Genomic DNA, 18,410 nt, shown 5'->3' with positions numbered 1-18,410 from the left:
AAGATTAGTCGATAGATCTAAGTTTAAAAAATATGCTGTCTGTCTAAAAACAAACACATGATCACGTTCCAAAAAGTGAATTATAGTAGGCAACGATTCTGGCAAAATCGTATTTTTCATCATACTTAAGCTTATTGGATTTAATATATTTTTCTACCTCCTCCGATTTCTTATTCATCAAATTCAATAAGTCATTTTTGTTGCCATTGAACTCCGAAATATTTCCATTCTCGTCCAGAAAAAAATATTTGTAAACCAGAACGAGTCGCGAATAAGACCCCATGTAATAAGGAGAATTGTATGTTCTGTATTCAACGGATTCGCGAGATAGCAAGGTCATCTTTCCTTCTTCCAACAATTCAAAAAAAACAGGTGCCTTGTAACTCGATGTCGTCGAATACGGCAATGCGAAAAATTGCCGGTATTTTCTTACCGAAGTGTCGAATATTTCAAAAAATAAAACCTTTCGCGCGCTAAATGCTGTTGTTCTTTGATTCGCAACGCTGTATTGAACCAGGTCTTGTTGGAGATCATATTTCACATTTCCTCTTAATGTATCGCCTTCAAGAAGGACAATTTTCCCTTCATGCCACAGATCCGATGGAAACTGTTGCGCATGAATCTGTTTTGGCGGAAAAAATAGCAGCGCCATAATGCCGAAAAACATTCCAGCACCTATCCTATTTCTAAAATCCGGCAAAGGGATGATCTTACTCATTTATGTTTTAAAATCGTGTGTCCGAGTTTGTCACGCTTCGTCATCAAATACTTTTCATTATGAGGATTGGGAATAATTTCAATAGGCACGTTATCAACTATTTCTAATCCGTATCCCATTAAACCTACCCGCTTCTTAGGATTATTCGTAATTAACCTGATTTTGGTTATACCTAAATTTCGAATGATCTGAGCACCCACACCATAGTCGCGCTCATCCATTTCGAAGCCTAACTTTAAATTCGCCTCCACCGTATCCAGACCCTGCTCCTGCAATTTATATGCTTTAAGTTTATTTAGTAAACCGATGCCACGGCCCTCTTGTTTCATATACAACACAACCCCTTTGCCCTCGCGGTCAACCATTTCCATCGCCGCATGAAGTTGTGAACCACAATCGCAACGACATGAACCAAAAATGTCGCCCGTAACGCACGAAGAGTGGACACGCACGAGAACAGGTTCATCTTTCTCCCACGTACCCTTTACCAACGCCATGTGCACCTCATTAGAATTTAGCTGATCGAAGGCAACTAATTTGAAATGGCCAAATTCAGTAGGCATATCCACCTCGATCTCGCGCCGGATTAATGTTTCTTTCTTTATCCGGTACTCAATCAAATCTTTAATCGTTACGAGCTTTAAATTAAATCGCTCTGCAACTTTAACAAGGTCTGGTAAACGCGCCATAGACCCATCTTCATTCATTATTTCGACCAGCACGCCCGCAGGTTTAAAGCCGGCCAATCTCGCGAAATCTATTGCCGCTTCTGTATGACCCGATCTTCTTAATACGCCACCACGTTTGGCTTTTAGAGGAAAAATATGACCGGGTCTTCCTAACTCTTCCGGCTTTGTCTCCGGATCAACCAGCGCGCGAATTGTTTTAAAACGATCGTGAGCGGATATACCTGTTGTACATCCATGTCCAAGCAAATCAACGGATACGGTAAACGGTGTTTCATAGATAGCGGTATTTTTTCCCACCATCATATCAAGTCCCAGTTCTTCACACCGGTCTTCAATCAGGGGCACGCAAATCAATCCGCGTCCGTGTGTTGCCATAAAATTCACAATAGCTGGTGTGATGGTCTCCGCAGCGCAAATAAAGTCGCCTTCATTCTCGCGGTCTTCATCGTCTACAACAATAATTACTTTGCCATTCTTGATATCTTCAATGGCATCTTCGATGGTATCTAATTTTATTCCGCTCATATACATTTTAGTTGAACGACGGTCAGATCAAGTAATTTAACACTAAAAAAAATCTCTGCGTTCCTTATTAATACTTTCCTGATACTATTCCGAGTTGTTTTGCAATTTCGAGATCTGCACTCTTTAAACGCGTCTGGGTTTCGACCAAGTCATCGATCTCTTCTATGCTTTTACTTTTTTCAGCGTCCTTAAGTTTTTCCTTATTTTCTTCAATCAACCTTTGTACGTACCTGTATTTTCTCCTGAGTACATTTTGATGTGCGTGTTCTACAATCTTTTCCTTTTCATCATGAAAGATGATATGATACTTATCTCCCCAATGTGGGCTCACATAATACTTTCGTGTGGTAAGTTCTGCGATCAGTTTCTTTACATCTTCCGAGCCGTGATTTAAAAAATAAGCTGAATCGATAAGTTCACCACGTGTCTTGGCTTCATAAAAGTCATGATAGATCTTTGCATATGTTTCATTCGAGAACTCAAGGTCTTCAAATTCAGAAATAAAATAACTTACCAGATCTATGTCTTCCTCCAGTTCGCTATCGGCATAGTTCAGCAATAAGCGTATTACCTCGCGTTCCTGGATTTGCTCCATCCGTTTCGTATCGAGCTTATAAACGGAAGAGATTTCGGCGGTAATATCGTCCGCAAATTGAACGTCCTTTGGCGTATCTTTCTTGTGATCCGAATCTTTTTTCTTTCTTTCCTGAACCACAATCTTATTGAGTTCATTCAAGAGCATCGATTCTGAAATCTTCAACAAGTGCCCGGTTTCCTGGATATAAACCGAGCGTTTTATCGGGTCAGGAATGAGGGAGATACTGGTGATGATTTCGCGGATAGCTTCTGCTTTCTTAATAGGATCGTGTGCTGCATCGGCCGCCAGCAAATCAATCTTAAAAGAAATAAAATCTTTGGTCTGACTTTTCAGGAATTGTTTGTATTCCGTACTGCCCATCTTCCTGGACATGCTGTCGGGATCTTCGCCATCAGGCAACAATACAACACGCACATTCAGACCTCCTTTTAATACCAGATCAACACCACGAATCGCCGCTTTTATTCCGGCTGCATCACCGTCGAACAACATGGTCACATTTTCAGTGAAGCGACGAATGAGTTTGATTTGTTCTTCGGTAAGCGCTGTTCCAGACGATGCTACAACGTTGTCGACATCCGCCTGATGCATTGAGATGACATCGGTATAACCTTCTACCAGGTAACAAAAGTCTTCGCGGCGAATCGCATTCTTCGCCTGAAACATTCCATAAAGCACATTGCTTTTATGGTAGATCTCAGTTTCCGGCGAATTGATATATTTCGGTTGATCTTTTTCTTTTGTTAAAATACGTGCACCGAAGGCCACAACTTTTCCCGCAAGGTTGTGAACCGGGAAAATTACCCTTCCGCGAAAGCGATCATAGAAGCGAACGGTGTTGGTTTGTTCGTTCTCTTTCCTGATCACCAGACCAGCCTTTTCAAGCATGTCGTCGCTGTAACCCGCTGCTACAGCTTTTTTATGAAAGTGATCCCATTCCTTTATGCTGTAGCCTAACTCAAACTTCTCGATGGTTCTGTCATTGAAGCCGCGTTCGCGGAAATAACTTAATCCAACGCTACGGCCTTCATCGGTTTGAAAAAGCAATTCCCGATAATAGTCTTTCGCATAGTTCATGACGATGTACAAACTATCGCGATCACTTTGCTGAAGCAGTTGCTGTTGGCCAACTGCCTCTTCTTTTATTTCGACGCCATATTTTTTTGCCAGATAACGAAGAGCTTCGACATAACTCATGCCCTCGTGTTCCATAACGAAGCTTATACCATCGCCACCTTTGCCACTGCTAAAGTCTTTGAATATTCCTTTGGAGGGGACAACATAAAAGGATGCTGTCTTTTCATTCGTAAACGGGCTGAGGGCCTTATAATTCTGACCAGACCGTTTCAGCGTTATAAAATCACCAACGACATCGATAATGTCGATTCGGTTTTTTATTTCATCTATGGTTTCGCGGGAAATCAATGTTCTGTTATCCGTTTTCCAGGTACTTGTCGAAAATAAGCGTGAAAGTACTTTTTACCTTTTACTTATCCTCAAAGATACGGGTTACGGCTTGAAAATGAGTAACGGAATTAGTTAATGGGAATATTGGATTTAAGTCCGGATATACTATAAATACTGGCTATGGCATGTCGACTTTCTACACTAAATTGCGGCCCGATTGTAACGCGACCTGTAAAATTGCATTTTGAACATGACTCAATCCGATATATTAAAAGCTTTATCAACTGTTGAAGATCCTGACTTAAAACGAGACCTGGTCAGTCTTGGGATGATTAAGGATATTAAAATTACTGAATCAGCCGTTAGCTTTACCGTAGTTCTTACCACACCGGCATGCCCGCTTAAAGAAAAAATCAGGCAGGATTGTGAAGATGCCGTGCGAAAAGTGGTGCGCCCTAATGTCTTGATAGACATCTTCATTACCTCCTCTGTTACGACACTTCGAGACAACGCTCCGTTGCTTCCAAAAGTTAAAAACATCATCGCTATTGCTTCCGGAAAAGGTGGTGTCGGAAAGTCTACTGTCACCACGAATCTAGCGGTAGCGCTGGCGCAAGCGGGAGCAAAAGTGGGTCTGATCGATGCTGATATTTTCGGTCCCTCCATCCCTACGATGTTCAATTGTGAGTTCGAGCAGCCCGCTGTAAAACAGGTGAATGGGAAGAACATCATTATACCCATAGAACAATATGGTGTCAAACTGATTTCGATTGGTTTTTTAACACCCCCCGATAGCGCGGTTGTGTGGCGGGGTCCCATGGCAAGTTCGGCCCTAAAGCAATTTTTCGCGGATGCCGAATGGGGCGAATTGGATTACCTGTTAATTGATCTGCCCCCAGGTACCAGCGACATTCATTTAACACTTGTTCAAACGGTACCTGTGACCGGTGCAGTAATCGTTACTACCCCACAAAAAGTGGCTTTAGCGGATGCGAACAAGGGATTAGCTATGTTTAAACAGCCCCAAATCAATGTCCCGGTTTTAGGTGTCATCGAGAACATGGCCTACTTCACGCCCGAGGAATTGCCAAACAATAAATACTATATTTTTGGAAAAGACGGGGGTAAGAACTTATCGGAAAAATACAATGTTCCACTGCTTGGCCAGATTCCGCTGGTTCAAAGCATAAGAGAAAGTGGCGATAGCGGACTACCGGCAGTTTTGAAAGATGGGATAACAGCTACCGCATTTAAAGACCTTGCTGAAACTTTGGCGCGGCATATTGCAATAAGAAATGCTAACTTTACACAAACCAAAAAGGTTGAATTAAAAGTCTAATGAGCACGATAGAAGAACTTACCCAGAAAATAGAATCTTCCCTCAATTCAATTCGACCTTACCTTAAGGCAGATGGGGGTGATGTGAAAATCAATCATATTACGGAAGATCATGTGGTGCAGTTAGAATTTGTAGGCGCATGTGGTAATTGCAGTATGTCCACCATGACGTTTAAAGCAGGTGTGGAAGCGGCTATTAAAAGAGACGTTCCGGAAATAAAATCCATTCAAGTCGTCAACCTGATTCCACTTAATTGATCAGCTATTCTTCTAACGGACTATCTTAGGTTAAAATACAGTGAAGTCAACTTTTCTATTGAGTTGACGCCCTCCCTCGGTAGTATTATCCTTGACTTTTGTGTGTTCTTCGCCGTATCCCACAATAGAAATCCGATCATCCGGCACGCCCATATCCAACATAAGCTGCCTGATTTTTTGCACCCGTTTGATAGATAACCGGACATTATAAGTATCCTGGCCCTGGCTATCGGTATGGCCTTCAATCAGAACGGTTCTTCCTTGTAATGCATACTCTGCCGCAATTATGAACGGCTCCATGTCGACGATTGAAAATTCATCCTGATCAAAATTGAAATACAATGGATCCAATGTAAGTGGAAAAATATCTTTCTTGCTGGCAATTTTTTCACCCACCATCCTTCGGATCTGCTCATGCTTTTCAGAGGTTGGCTTAGGTAGGTGATTTTTTTCAAGAACTATATCTTCCTTCTTGTGCAATTCGTTTAACTTTTCAGGACTGATTTCTTCAATTTTGGGTTTTACAGGTGAGGGTTTAGCAGTAGGTTTTAAGTCTGGTTGCCTGTCGCCCGCTTTTGCAGTCACAGTATTGGGATCGATAGACAATACAGAATTCATGTTCGTTCTGTAGCTTTTTGCGATCCGTTCCTTTTTAGGTTTTTGGTTGCGCTTGCGCTCCAGTAGACTACAAGCATGCGCATATAAAGTTGTCTGTTTTCTATAATAATTCCGGTGATGTTTTTTGTTTGACTTCCTGTAATCCTGTGCCTGTAATGAAGTTGAAAACAACAATGCAATTACAGCTGAGATAAGGAAGCAATGACGAAAGATGATTGACCGAGCAGACAAGTGATGGATCAAGGTACTCATAGCTGACAGGTTTGTGCAAAAGACTACTAAAAACATACCCTGTCATGGAAAACCCTTACCTCGTACCCCAAGGGCCTTTTTCCAATTAAAAACGCAGCCTTTGCGCAATTCGACAGTATTTTAAAAGCCTCGCCAATGTTTCGGCTTCCAACTTTGAGAATTTTTTATGCAAACCTCTACAGAAATTGGAATATTACATTTTGGCAAAGTCTATGGAATGCATCGCCCATCAAAAAATCGCTTACTCTTCTTATATTTGAGCATATTGAATCGTTGACCCTACGAATTTTGTGCGGCTGATAATTTTTATTTTTAGGTGTTTACCACTCCTGGTTTTTGCCACAATTCCATCCTTAACCATTGCTCAAGATCGATGTGGCACGGTTCCGTATATGAAGTCTTTACAGGGTGGAAATTTTAACCAAAACAGGATACAGTTTGAACAATGGCTGGAACGCCGGCTGCGCAGCACGAAACAGGATCGCCTTCAACGACAGCAGTCCACTTATACAATTCCCGTGGTTGTGCATGTTATTCATAACGGAGAGCCTATCGGTGTTGGAAAAAATATCAGTGACGCTCAGGTTCTTTCACAAATTGCTGTGCTTAATAAGGATTTTACAAGGCTCAATACCGATGCTTCACAGACACCACCGGAATTTCAGTCGCTGGCAGGTAGCCTCGATGTTGAATTTGTTCTTGCTAAACAAGATCCTGAGGGGTTTGCCACTAACGGGATTGTTCGCGTTCAAGGCACGCAATCAACGTGGTCCATCAATGATAATTATAAGATAAAATCACAAAGTTATTGGCCCGCGGAAGACTATCTGAATATTTGGGTATGCAACCTGTTGGGCCTGCTTGGTTATGCACAGTTCCCGGTTTCCAATTTGCCCGGTCTCGACAACTCATCTGATAACCGATGGACCGATGGCGTTGTGATTGTTTACAATGCTTTTGGTTCTGACGATTATGGGTCTTTTAACCTCCTGACCAAATACAGGAAAGGCAGGACCACAACGCATGAGGTAGGGCACTTCTTTGGTTTACGCCATACCTGGGGCGATGATGATGGTGAATGTGATGGATCCGACTATGTAAATGATACACCCAACCAGGGGGGAAATTCGAGTGGATGTCCATCCAGTCCTCAGACCTCTTGTGGGGTTTCAACCATGTACCAGAATTTTCTGGATTATACAGATGATGCCTGTATGAATTTATTCACGATCAACCAGGTTGAGCGCATGATGACAGTTCTTGAAAGCAGCCCACGAAGAGCCAGTTTGCTTACCTCCCATGGATTATCAGCGCCCATGCCCACTCCAAATGATATCGGCGTCCGAGAAATTATATCGCCACTCAGCGGTGAGTGTTCTTCTGTTGTTACTCCCGTGGTGGATGTCAGAAACTATGGAAGCAACACTGTGACTTCAACATTAGTGAGTTTAAAAATTGACGGCGCCTTGGTGGAATCGAAAAGTTTTACAGTCAGCCTTTCGCCTTTGGCATCTACAACGTTAAGCTTTTCTCCGGTAAGTCTTACAAGCGGTACCCACACCGTTACCTATGAAATTGTCTTAACAAACAATGTAACCGATGGAAGCAGTACAAATAATATTATAAGCCGATCCGTGATAATACCAGAGCGTGCGTTACTTCCCATAACAGAAAATTTCAATTCCCTACCTGCTTCGTGGCAAATTGTGAACCCCGACAATAAAACAACCTGGCAACTGGCAACGGCACCAAAAGGCGAACCTTCAAACACTGCCATGAAAATGGATTTCTATAATTATGAAGACAACCTTGGTGAGATTGACCTTTTAATAACACCCGTTTTTGACTTAACCGATGAAACAGTAGCATTACTATTGTTTGATGTAGCCTATGCACGATTCCAGGATGATAACGATGGACTTAAGGTAGTGGTACTGTCGAACTGTAATGCCGATGTTAATCAAGGAACAGTGGTGTATGACAAAGCGGGCGCAACCTTGGAAACTAGATCGCCCACCACCAATGAATTCATTCCAACTCGGGATTCGCACTGGCGAAATGAGTTCATTGACCTGAGCGCCTTCGTTGGACAAAGTAACCTGCAACTCGCTTTTGTCGGAATTAATGATTGGGGAAATAATTTGTACCTCGACAACGTTACCATCGTTACAACTCCTTTAAATGATGTCGCTCTAAAGGAAGTAATTTCGCCGCGGCCAGTAGTTTGTTTGAATCAAATCTCACCCAAAATACTGGTTCAAAATTCCGGCACATTAGTAACCTCCGTTAAAGCCAGGATAACAGTAAACGGACAAAATTCCGTAGAACAAACCTTTTCCGGACTAAATCTTTTTGGCGGGTCTCAACTTGAATTGCAGCTCCCTCCGATTACCCTATCAACCGGCCAAAATACTTTATTCGTTGAATTGTTAGAACCCAATGGTCTGCCCGATGCTAATACTGCCAATAATACTGTAACGCTGTATAATGTGGTTAGCGATGCTGCAGATGAAATTCCAATCCGACTAACCTTTGAGGAACCTTTCGAAGATCAATGGACCGTTATTAATCCATTCGGAGGAATGAACTGGGAGACTAAACGCATTGAATCTAATACTACCCTCTTTTTTAATGGCTTCAATAATTCAACCATTGGCGATGAAAGTTGGCTGGTTAGTCCGGTGCTGGACTTTAGCGCGGCCGTTGAAGCGAGTATTTCATTCGATCTTTCTTATGCCTTCAGAGGCGATTTGATTGATCAGCTCCAGGTCCTTGCTTCTACTGATTGTGGTCTTACTTACACCGATACCTTATTCGACAAGTCGCGCACGCAACTTGCCAACGGCGAGTCATCCAATTCTGTTTGGGAACCTGGCAGTGCGAACTGGCAAAGGGTGAACCTTGATGCGCTGGATCTTGCAGGCGAAGGACAAGTACGGATCGCCTTTGTTTTTACCAACGGCAATAGCAACAATATTTACTTGGACAATATCGAATTCTTTGTTTCTGCAAAACCAACGACCAGCGACTTTTCCTTTGTAGTCCATCCTAATCCGTTTAGAATTTATAATCAGGATGAGAAACCTTTACAGATTACTTTTGACCTGGACATGAAGGGGCGGGTAGTAATTGAAGTGATCGATTTGATGGGTAGGGTATTGATCAGTGAATCACCACCAAATGTTTTAAACCAGACGTATACGCTTTTTGTGCCTGATATCCCGGCAGGAACCTACGTTATTCGGGCTACAACAGAGACTGGAATTTTTACGGATAGGGTAATTATTCTGAAATGAGTACGTTGTGTTAGTGTCGATAACAATAATGATTTTTTATCTTTCGGAATAAATATTTTTTAATGTCGAACAAGAAGAAAGTAGCCATCCTTTATGGCGGACGCTCCGTCGAGCATGCAGTATCGGTAAATTCAGCCAAAAACATTTTCGAATACATCGACAAAGATCAGTTTGAGCCGGTTCCGATGGGAATCAGCAAAAGCGGTCAATGGTTCCTGACCAATGGTGTCAGCAAAGATATCGAACAAGGTAAGGCGCTTGGACTGTTGCTCGATCCGGCAAATCCCGGTTTTGTTTTGCTCTCCAGCGGCGATCGTTTCAAGGTGGACATCATTTTCCCCGTACTCCATGGCACTGACGGAGAGGATGGCAGCGTGCAGGGACTTATCAAAACCATGGATGTTCCGATGGTCGGCACAGGCGTACTGGGTTCCGCGTTAGCGATGAATAAAATTGTCGCAAAGCGTTTGATGCGGCAGGCTGGATTGCCGGTAACAGATTTTGTCACTTTCAGGTACACAGAGAAAAACAAAATCACCTTCACTGCGCTGTCAAAAAAGTTAGGATTACCGTTCATGGTTAAATCAGCAAGTCTTGGTTCGTCGGTGGGTGTAACTAAGGTGAAGAACAAAACAGATTTTAAGAAAGCGATAGAAGATGGCTTCAGATATGATGAAGAAATCCTGGCGGAGGAATTTATCACCGGCCGGGAAATCGAATGTGCAATATTAGGCAATAATCCGCCCGAAGCTTCTTTTCCGGGGGAGATTGTGATTAGCAAGAATTATGAATTCTATACCTTCGATGCTAAATATGTCGATCCGGTCGCCGTTCAGATCCACGTCCCTGCAAAACTAACGAAGGCAGTTGCAGATAAAATCAGAGGTGTTTCAGTAAAGGCTTACGAAGTGTTGCACTGCCAGGATTTTTCACGAGTTGATCTTTTCCTGACAAAAAAAGGTAAGATCTTCATCAACGAAATCAATACCATTCCAGGCTTTACCAACTCCAGCATGTATCCTATGATGTGGAAAGAGCGAGGTGTGGGTTTTTCTGACCTTATTACAAGACTACTTAACCTGGCCCAGGAACGTTACGACCGGAGTAAACGGATTGAACACGACTTTCAGTCTGCCTTAAAATTCTGATGTGTTATATTTGCTATAATCGAAAGAACTGAGCATGAAGTTTGGGATACTGAAATACAAAAGAAATACGTTAGGAGGAGTTATCATCCATTTGTTTCTGGCTGGTGCCTTACTGGGTATATTATGTGTTTTATATTTTTTTGCCTACCTCCCCAACACAACCAATCACGGCCAAAGCATCACGGTTCCAAACATCGAAGGAATGCAGCTGCAAGAGCTTGAGGATTTTTTAGTTAAGCGAAATTTGCGATACGAAATCAATGACTCGTCATACTCGGAAGAATATCCTCCACTCACAGTTTTAAAACAATACCCCCATGCAGGGTCTAAGGTAAAAGAAGGTCGAAACATTTTTATTTCGATAAATAGAATAAACCCCCCAACCGTTCCCGTTCCTAATCTTGTTGATGGTTCGGTGGTAAATGCGGAAGCAGTTTTAAGAAGTAATGAATTGAAGCGGGGCAAAATTGAACTCGTGCCTGGTCCGTTTAATGTTGTAAAGGAGATGAAGTTTCAGGGCCAAGTGATCGCCCCTTCTGAACGTGTTCCGAAAGGATCAACCATTGACCTTGTGGTGATGGATGGTGGAAGCAAAGATTTCGAAGCTCCAGACTATACGGGGCAAACACTTGAAGATGCCAAGGTGGTTATTTTCGGATCTAATCTTAATCTCGGAAATGTCGTTATCGTGGGTGACACTACAGGTGGCGGTGCTGTCGTGATCAGGCAGAAACCGGAAGCAAAAGAAATTATTAAGGTAGGCGACGTCGTTGATCTATGGATAGGTAAACCTGGTACTTCAGATTCTGATGATGAGGAAGAAGTTGAAAATTGATACGACCCTAAATCAACGTGAAGCCAAATTCTATTATTTGAAATTTAGCTTCCGATATTTATCCGTCTTAGCAGTCTTAGCATTTCTTCTTATCGCAACATCTTCCCCTGCACAACTCAGGGTATATCCGCTTTCGCAATCGCCAGATCATTTTCCTGGGAAATTCAAACCAAAAACTTCAACAGCCCGAACGCAGGAACTTAACCCGCGATCACTGCCTTTCTGGGATGACTTTTCCTGGACCCCGGTAGATAAAATAGGCGATACCCTTGCCAACTTTCCTGTTGACTCACTGTGGGTGAATAATTATACCATACAGATAAATAGTGGATTGGGACTTAACCCTCCATCCATCAACGTGGCGACGTTTAACGGGCTGGACTCAGCGCAGTTGCCCTATTCCGATCAGGCCGTCTCCAATGGTTTCAGAGATAGCCTGGTATCACAGCCCATCAGACTCAATGAGGTAGATGCTTCGGAACGGAATTCTGTCTACCTAAGCTTCTTTTATCAATGGTATGGCAATGGTGAACCGCCTGATCCAAATGACTATTTACGTGTTGAATTTAAAAATGACCAGGGAGTGTGGGAAAATGTAATGACCATTCAGACCTTATCTTCTTTTACGAATGATAAGTTTTATGACACTTTAGTTAAAGTTGACGGGGACCGTTTTTTTCATGAGAGCTTTCAGTTTCGCTTTAAAAACTATGGCCGTCTATCCGGGCCTTACGATACCTGGAATCTGGACTACATTTATTTGAATAAAAATCGTACCTCCGATGATCGTTATTTACCCGACCGAACCATTGTATCTACGCTTACGAATTTGTTCAATGGTTATCGATCAATGCCCTATCATCATTTTTTAAGTTCCGGATCGGATCCGATCACGCCACCACAGTTTGATGTTTTTAATGCTCAAAACGATATCTCAACATTATCGTACCTGACGACCGGTACATTCATTCATTATAAGGATAGTCTGCCCTCAATTCCGTATGAGGTGGTGCTCGGCGACAGCACCTCTCCTATTGACGGCAATACTGGTATCATTTTGAGACATGAAAAGAAAACAGTAACACTTGAACATGTGCCACAACGACTGGATGCGTCACAGTTTGATCCGGATGCTGACTCTGTTTCTGTCAGCTTGAAAGTTCAGTTGTACACAGGCGATACGTTCAATCCGGAAACAGGCGAATTTGCAAACGACTATGATCCGGCAAAATATCAACCGTTAGATTTTAGAAGCAACGACACCATTCGCGCGGAATATTTCCTTAAAGATCATTATGCGTATGATGACGGCTTTGCTGAGTATGCAGTAGGATTAACAGCTTTTGGTAATCGTGCCGCGTATCGGTTTGATATGCTCCAGGCAGATCCTGATACACTAATAGGATTCGATATCTACTATCCGGATTATGGTATTACCAATACCCTGAACGTTGATTTTACAATCTACAATGATATCGACGGACTGCCGGGCACGGCCTTATATACATTACCCAGCTATACCATCACAAGAAATGGCCTTCATAAATTTAAGAAGATAAGATTTCGCGATACAAATTTGTTGGTTGAAGGCAAGTTTTATATTGGATGGAAAGCGCCCGTGGGTGGTGCGTTTAAAGTGGGGCTAGATACTAACAATGATTCTGGTGCAAAGCTATTCGTCAACACTAATGGATCATGGTATCAAAATACCGATGTTATTGGCGCTGTTATGATCCGCCCAGTCTTTGGGATCGGCGGTATCATTACTGGTATACCAGAAGAAAAAATTCAATCGGAAATTTTTCCTAATCCCAATCAGGGCGACTTTTTTATACCGGCTCGTGTTGATATAGTTTATATTAGCACTGTCACGGGCCAGCGCATACCCTTTACGGCAAAATCAGAAGGTGAAAATCAAAGAGTGACATTATCAACTCCATCCCCCGGATTATACATTCTGCGACTACACAAAGATGGTCAGTTTTTCTCATCGAAGATCGTTGTTCGGTAAGTCATTGATACGATACCACTGGTGATCCATTTCTAATCTAATTTGTATTCCGGATAATTATAACTTTTCCTACAGCTTATCCCTGAAAATTTTAACTTAGCACTAGCTTATTTGTTTCTTTAGAATGGCTGATATACTTCCCATCCGTCCGTGGCGTTACAATAGAAAATTATCAGCTTCGCTCGAGGCCTTAACATCGCCACTTTTTGATGTTATGTCCGATAAGCAGAGAAATATCTTGTATAAGCTTCCGTATAATAGCATACATCTTTCTCTTCCAGAGGAATCAGGTGGCGAAGACCATGTAACCAAGCTTCTGCAGGAATGGAAGCGAGATGGCATTTTGATTCAAGATGATATCCCGGCTATTTATGTGTACTATCAGTATTTTTCGCACAGCAGCTCACCGCGAGAATATTGCAGGAAAGGTTTTATCTGTCACATTCGTGCTTATGACTGGGATGAGAAAGTAGTTCTTCGCTATGAAAATACAATACCGGAGACGGTCAATGACAGCGTGTCCATTCTGGAAAAAACTGAATTACATTCCAGTCCAACGCATGGTTTATACACAGACAATGATTTTCAATTGGAACCTTATATGGATGCTGCGATGACAGATCCAATTTACGAAACGGAGGATTACCAGGGAGTCAGGAATGTACTGGCTGTTATTCATGATGCCGAAGTAATTAAGAAGTTCATATCAGTTCTAGAAGACAAGACGGTGATTCTTGCAGATGGACACCATCGTTATGAAGCTTCGTTGATATATAAGGCAAAACAAAACGCGCTTCACCCTGGGCATATACGCAAGGCGGGATACAACTTTCATTTGATGTACCTGACAAACACCGCAGCTGCCGATTTTATTATACTGCCAACACACAGGCTACTGAATAACCTACCAGATTTTGATGAAGCCGCTATTGCTAGGAAATTGGAGGATGATTTTATTATAAGGCCAGTTGAAGATATGTATACGCTCCCCGATGTTATCGCGGGAAAGCAATGGGCCTTTGGAATAATGTTTAAGGACAAGGCATTCAAAGTCAGGTTGAAGGCCGAGTCCTTTGAAAAATTGAAATGGCCTTTTCCCGATGAAGTAAAAAGACTTGACCTAACCGTAATGCATTATTTCATTATCGAAAAAGTCTTAAAAATTCCAGGCAAAGAACAACGTCAATCGGACCATCTGTCGTTTAATCATAGTTTCCCCGATTGCATGAGGAACGTCATTCAAGGCGAGGTACAAATAGCTATCATAACCAATGGAGTAACCATTGAAGACGTAAAAAGAATTTGCCAAAGTGGATACACAATGCCGCAGAAATCCACTTATTTTTATCCCAAAACAATTAGTGGGCTTTTATTTACTTCCATAAATGAATTGGAGTTCGCTCTTCCATTTTATGCTCCCTTTTAAAATATGATTTCCAAACGGCCCTTGGTAGTAGCGTCTAGTTCTCCCCGCCGTCAATACCTGATGCGGGAAGCTGGATTTACCTTCACAGTAGAAAAACCTGATGTTGATGAATCGTTTCCCAACGACCTTCCCCTTGACCAAGTGGCAAAGTACTTGGCAGAAAAAAAAGCAGCGTACTTCAGATTGACCATGAAGGATGAGATTGTGCTTACCGCTGATACGGTGGTGATATTGGGAAGTCAAATTCTTAATAAGCCTTTAGACCGGAACGAAGCAATTGAAATGCTTACCAACCTTTCTGGAAATACCCACAATGTGATGACCGGCGTCTGCATCCTTTCAAAAGAAAAAGAAATTAGTTTCGACGATTTAACCGAAGTGACTTTTCAACCCCTTACAGCTGATGAGATTATATTTTATGTTGACCATTACAAACCTTTTGACAAAGCGGGTGCTTACGGCGCGCAAGATTGGATCGGAATGGTTGCCATTCAAAAAATAGTTGGCTCTTATTTCAACGTTATGGGCCTTCCCATTCACAAAGTTTATCAGCACCTCATCCGTTGGTAAATGAAAAAGATCTGGAAGTACCTCGTTCAGCATATAAAAGAGGATTTTAATGCAAAACAGTACAGTTTCGTATTCGTCTTTGTAGCGGTCGCGCTCTTCATTAATTACAAATTTAATTTTGATGACCTGGTTTTAAAAAGCCAACGTGGGTTCACCAAGTTTATTTACTATTTTTTATTTTATGCTACGGCTTATTATGTCACGCTCATTATCGCATCGGTTTTTGCCAAAATTCAATTCTTTAGAAACAAAACTTTTTGGATCAAGAGCGTGGTTGGTTTGTCTGCATTAAGCCTGGATAGCAGCGTTCCATTCTTGCGCGACTGGATAAGTGAATTGTTTGATCCTTCATTACAGTTTTGGGCGTATAAAGTTGTGGTCAATCTTATTGGCGCATTTACGGTGCTTCTCCCGTTATTCGTTGTGTATCTTTTTTTCGACGCCAAGGAAAAACATTACTATGGTCTCCATCCCAAACGTTTCGATACCCGCCCGTATTTTCAAATGCTGATGATAATGCTGCCCATCATGATTGCAGCTTCTTTCCTTCCGAGTTTTTTGAAACAGTACCCGATGTATAAAGTATCGCCTGCTCATTTAACATTAGGCGTACCTGAATGGGTTACGGTAGCGATCTATGAATTCGCATACGGTTTTGATTTTATCACAGTCGAATTCCTTTTCCGAGGGTTTATGGTGATTGGCATGATCAATATTCTCGGCAGACATGCGGTCTTGGCTATGGCTGTTACCTACTGCTTCCTACACACAGGCAAACCGTTAGGGGAAGCTATCAGTTCAATTTTTGGCGGCTATCTTTTGGGTGTAATTGCATATGAAACAAAAAGTGTTTGGGGAGGTGTCATTGTACATGTTGGAATAGCCTGGATGATGGAAATTATTGGCTTTACTCAAAAGTCATTGTGACGGGTTTCGAAAAATTCGTTTATGAGGGAGAAACGTTAACAAATTCTTGGTATTGTAACTACACCCACACCCCTATCGTTGTATTGACTGTAACATATTCGACCATCCTTCAGAAATCAAATCGTTTTATACACAAAGTGTATTTTTTTTGCAATCACTTTTGGTTCAAATTGTTCGACATATTTTTTCCCACTGGTGATCATCTCCGTTCTCAACTGAACATCCCCCAGGACTCGTCTCAATTGGAATGCAAGCTCTTCTTCACTGTCCGGATGAATGTAAATCGAACCAGGGCCACCCGCCTCTGTCAGGCATGAACCCAAAGCCGAGATCACCGGCACCGACGATTCTAACGCTTCCACTATGGGTATTCCAAAGCCTTCGAAAAAAGAGGGATAAACAAAAACTGCTGCGCCCTGATAGATGACGGGCAAATCTGTAAACGGTACATCATGGAGAAAAATAATCCACTCGGCTACGCCAAGGTTTTTTGCCTCCTCTACAATTTTATTTTTATAATTTGTAGGCCTTCCAATGATGACAATCTGTTTTCTCAATTCTTTTGGCAAAAGCGTCAATGCTTTTACTAACACTATTGCATTTTTTCTTTCTTCTATCGTCCCTACATTCAAAATATATTGTTGAGGGAGATTGTATTTTGTTTTTATGGAATGAATCTGTTCCTGACTAAAACACTTTTTGAAATTCGGGTGGGCTCCCTGATACACAACCTCAATCTTAGAAGGATGGATTTTTAAAAGATCAATAATATCGTCGGCTGTTTGCTTGCTGGTGGCAATTATTTTGTCTGCTTTACTACACGCCGCTTTCACTTTCGCTTTGTAAATAGCAACATCAATCTTTTTATACAATTCCGGATAACGGATAAAAATAAGGTCATGAACAGTAACCACTTTTTTGACTTTTGTTGGTAGGCCAACCGGCAATTCCTGACTTAACCCATGAAATACGTCGAGCTTTTTTACGGTAGCTTCACGACTAACACCCCACGAACGCCATAAACTTGATGTGTGTGAAAAAGTATAGGCCTTGGGTGGCGTGATAACTTTTACATTTTGCCGCTTAAGAATTGAGGCGAATTCAGGATGGTCTTTAGCTTTTGGTGAATAGAGGAAATATTCATCATCGGCGACGAATTCGCTCAACGCATTTATTACAAACCTGCTATAGTTACCAAGCCCAGTAAAGTTATTAAAGAATCGCTTCGCATCGAAACCGATTTTCACTTCGGAAAAGTCTTTTTGTAAAACTCAATGCTCTGAACGATAATTTCCATAGCCTTTTCTTTCGACTGAAATTCGTCCACCACAACTTTTTTATTTTCCAACACTTTGTAATTTTCAAAAAAGTGTTTTAGCTCTACCCGGAAATATTCTGGCAGTTGGGTTACATCATCAATGTGACTAACGCTTGCGTCTTGTTCAGCAACTGCAATTATTTTGTCGTCAGCTTCGCCCCTGTCAATCATGCGCATCACACCGATCACCTTTGATGGGATCAAACAACGGGGGACCACGGTAACTTGAGTCAATACTACAATATCAAGGGGATCATGATCTTCACCCAATGTTTGTGGAATGAATCCATAATTCAAGGGATAGTACATTGAGGCGTAAAGAACTCTGTCCAATTTAATCAACCCGCTGTCTTTATCAATCTCATATTTCGCACGTGAGCCTTTTGGGATCTCAATAATACCATTTACGTGTGTGGGTGGATTTTCGCCAACTGCGACTTCATGCCAAGGATGTTGTACCATTTCTTATTTTTTTG

The 18,410-nt window shown here is 41.9% G+C and carries 15 protein-coding genes; 9 read left to right on the top strand and 6 right to left on the bottom strand.

Annotated elements, in window-relative coordinates; all coding sequences use genetic code 11:
• Positions 1-61: 61 nt before the first annotated feature.
• From P2W71_RS27410 to dnaG, 3 genes are all read right to left on the bottom strand, one after another.
• Positions 62-718, bottom strand: a complete 657-nt coding sequence (locus tag P2W71_RS27410) for a hypothetical protein (protein WP_276374705.1) — start codon at positions 716-718, stop codon at positions 62-64.
• Positions 715-1,932 (bottom strand): bifunctional 3,4-dihydroxy-2-butanone-4-phosphate synthase/GTP cyclohydrolase II, encoded by a 1,218-nt coding sequence (locus P2W71_RS27405; RefSeq protein WP_276374704.1) that lies wholly within the window; start codon positions 1,930-1,932, stop codon positions 715-717. The genes P2W71_RS27410 and P2W71_RS27405 overlap by 4 nt, the downstream gene beginning before the upstream one ends.
• A gap of 67 nt (positions 1,933-1,999) precedes the next feature.
• Entirely contained in the window at positions 2,000-3,955 is a 1,956-nt protein-coding gene (gene dnaG / locus P2W71_RS27400) for a DNA primase (RefSeq protein ID WP_276374703.1), read from the bottom strand.
• Between the two features lie 226 nt (positions 3,956-4,181).
• Here dnaG and P2W71_RS27395 point away from each other — a divergent pair, with 226 nt between their 5' ends.
• Together P2W71_RS27395 and P2W71_RS27390 are read left to right on the top strand one after the other, a co-directional pair.
• A complete protein-coding gene (locus tag P2W71_RS27395; RefSeq protein WP_276374702.1) occupies positions 4,182-5,276 on the top strand; it encodes an Mrp/NBP35 family ATP-binding protein in 1,095 nt (364 codons plus the stop codon).
• The gene (locus P2W71_RS27390; protein WP_276374700.1) at positions 5,276-5,533 is read left to right on the top strand and encodes a NifU family protein; all 258 of its coding nucleotides are present in this window, start codon (positions 5,276-5,278) and stop codon (positions 5,531-5,533) included. Before P2W71_RS27395 ends, P2W71_RS27390 begins: the two co-directional genes overlap by 1 nt.
• Positions 5,534-5,563: 30 nt before the next feature.
• On the opposite strand, the gene P2W71_RS27385 is transcribed toward P2W71_RS27390, so the two are convergent.
• On the bottom strand, positions 5,564-6,403 hold the full coding sequence (locus tag P2W71_RS27385; protein WP_276374697.1) for an OmpA family protein: 840 nt from the start codon (positions 6,401-6,403) through the stop codon (positions 5,564-5,566).
• A gap of 392 nt (positions 6,404-6,795) precedes the next feature.
• Here P2W71_RS27385 and P2W71_RS27380 point away from each other — a divergent pair, with 392 nt between their 5' ends.
• The 7 genes from P2W71_RS27380 (at position 6,796) to P2W71_RS27350 (ending at position 16,616) form a co-directional block, all read left to right on the top strand.
• On the top strand, positions 6,796-9,699 hold the full coding sequence (locus P2W71_RS27380) for a choice-of-anchor J domain-containing protein (protein ID WP_276374695.1): 2,904 nt from the start codon (positions 6,796-6,798) through the stop codon (positions 9,697-9,699).
• A 62-nt stretch (positions 9,700-9,761) separates the two neighbouring features.
• A complete protein-coding gene (locus P2W71_RS27375) occupies positions 9,762-10,847 on the top strand; it encodes a D-alanine--D-alanine ligase family protein (RefSeq protein ID WP_276374693.1) in 1,086 nt (361 codons plus the stop codon).
• Between the two features lie 34 nt (positions 10,848-10,881).
• Positions 10,882-11,682, top strand: coding sequence for a PASTA domain-containing protein (locus P2W71_RS27370; protein ID WP_276374692.1), 801 nt, complete (start codon positions 10,882-10,884; stop codon positions 11,680-11,682).
• Complete coding sequence (locus P2W71_RS27365) at positions 11,657-13,693, top strand: T9SS type A sorting domain-containing protein (protein WP_276374691.1); 2,037 nt, start codon at positions 11,657-11,659, stop codon at positions 13,691-13,693. Before P2W71_RS27370 ends, P2W71_RS27365 begins: the two co-directional genes overlap by 26 nt.
• Positions 13,694-13,817: 124 nt before the next feature.
• Positions 13,818-15,119 (top strand): DUF1015 domain-containing protein, encoded by a 1,302-nt coding sequence (locus P2W71_RS27360; protein ID WP_276374689.1) that lies wholly within the window; start codon positions 13,818-13,820, stop codon positions 15,117-15,119.
• 3 nt (positions 15,120-15,122) lie between these two features.
• Positions 15,123-15,689, top strand: a complete 567-nt coding sequence (locus P2W71_RS27355) for a Maf family nucleotide pyrophosphatase (RefSeq protein WP_276374687.1) — start codon at positions 15,123-15,125, stop codon at positions 15,687-15,689.
• A complete protein-coding gene (locus P2W71_RS27350) occupies positions 15,690-16,616 on the top strand; it encodes a CPBP family intramembrane glutamic endopeptidase (RefSeq protein WP_276374684.1) in 927 nt (308 codons plus the stop codon). It abuts the gene before it with no gap.
• A gap of 116 nt (positions 16,617-16,732) precedes the next feature.
• Here the strand turns inward: P2W71_RS27350 and P2W71_RS27345 are convergent, their stop codons facing one another.
• Both P2W71_RS27345 and P2W71_RS27340 read right to left on the bottom strand, forming a co-directional pair.
• Positions 16,733-17,863 carry a glycosyltransferase family 1 protein gene (locus P2W71_RS27345; protein ID WP_276374683.1) on the bottom strand — a complete coding sequence of 377 codons (1,131 nt, stop codon included), beginning with the start codon at positions 17,861-17,863 and terminating at the stop codon, positions 16,733-16,735.
• A complete protein-coding gene (locus P2W71_RS27340) occupies positions 17,860-18,396 on the bottom strand; it encodes an inorganic diphosphatase (protein WP_276374681.1) in 537 nt (178 codons plus the stop codon). The genes P2W71_RS27345 and P2W71_RS27340 overlap by 4 nt, the downstream gene beginning before the upstream one ends.
• Between the last annotated feature and the right edge of the window lie 14 nt (positions 18,397-18,410).

Source organism: Chryseolinea sp. H1M3-3 (assembly GCF_029360725.1).
GTDB lineage: Bacteria > Bacteroidota > Bacteroidia > Cytophagales > Cyclobacteriaceae > Chryseolinea.
The sequence above is the reverse complement of the archived record's forward strand: the minus strand, read 5'-3'. Positions and strand labels throughout refer to the sequence as shown.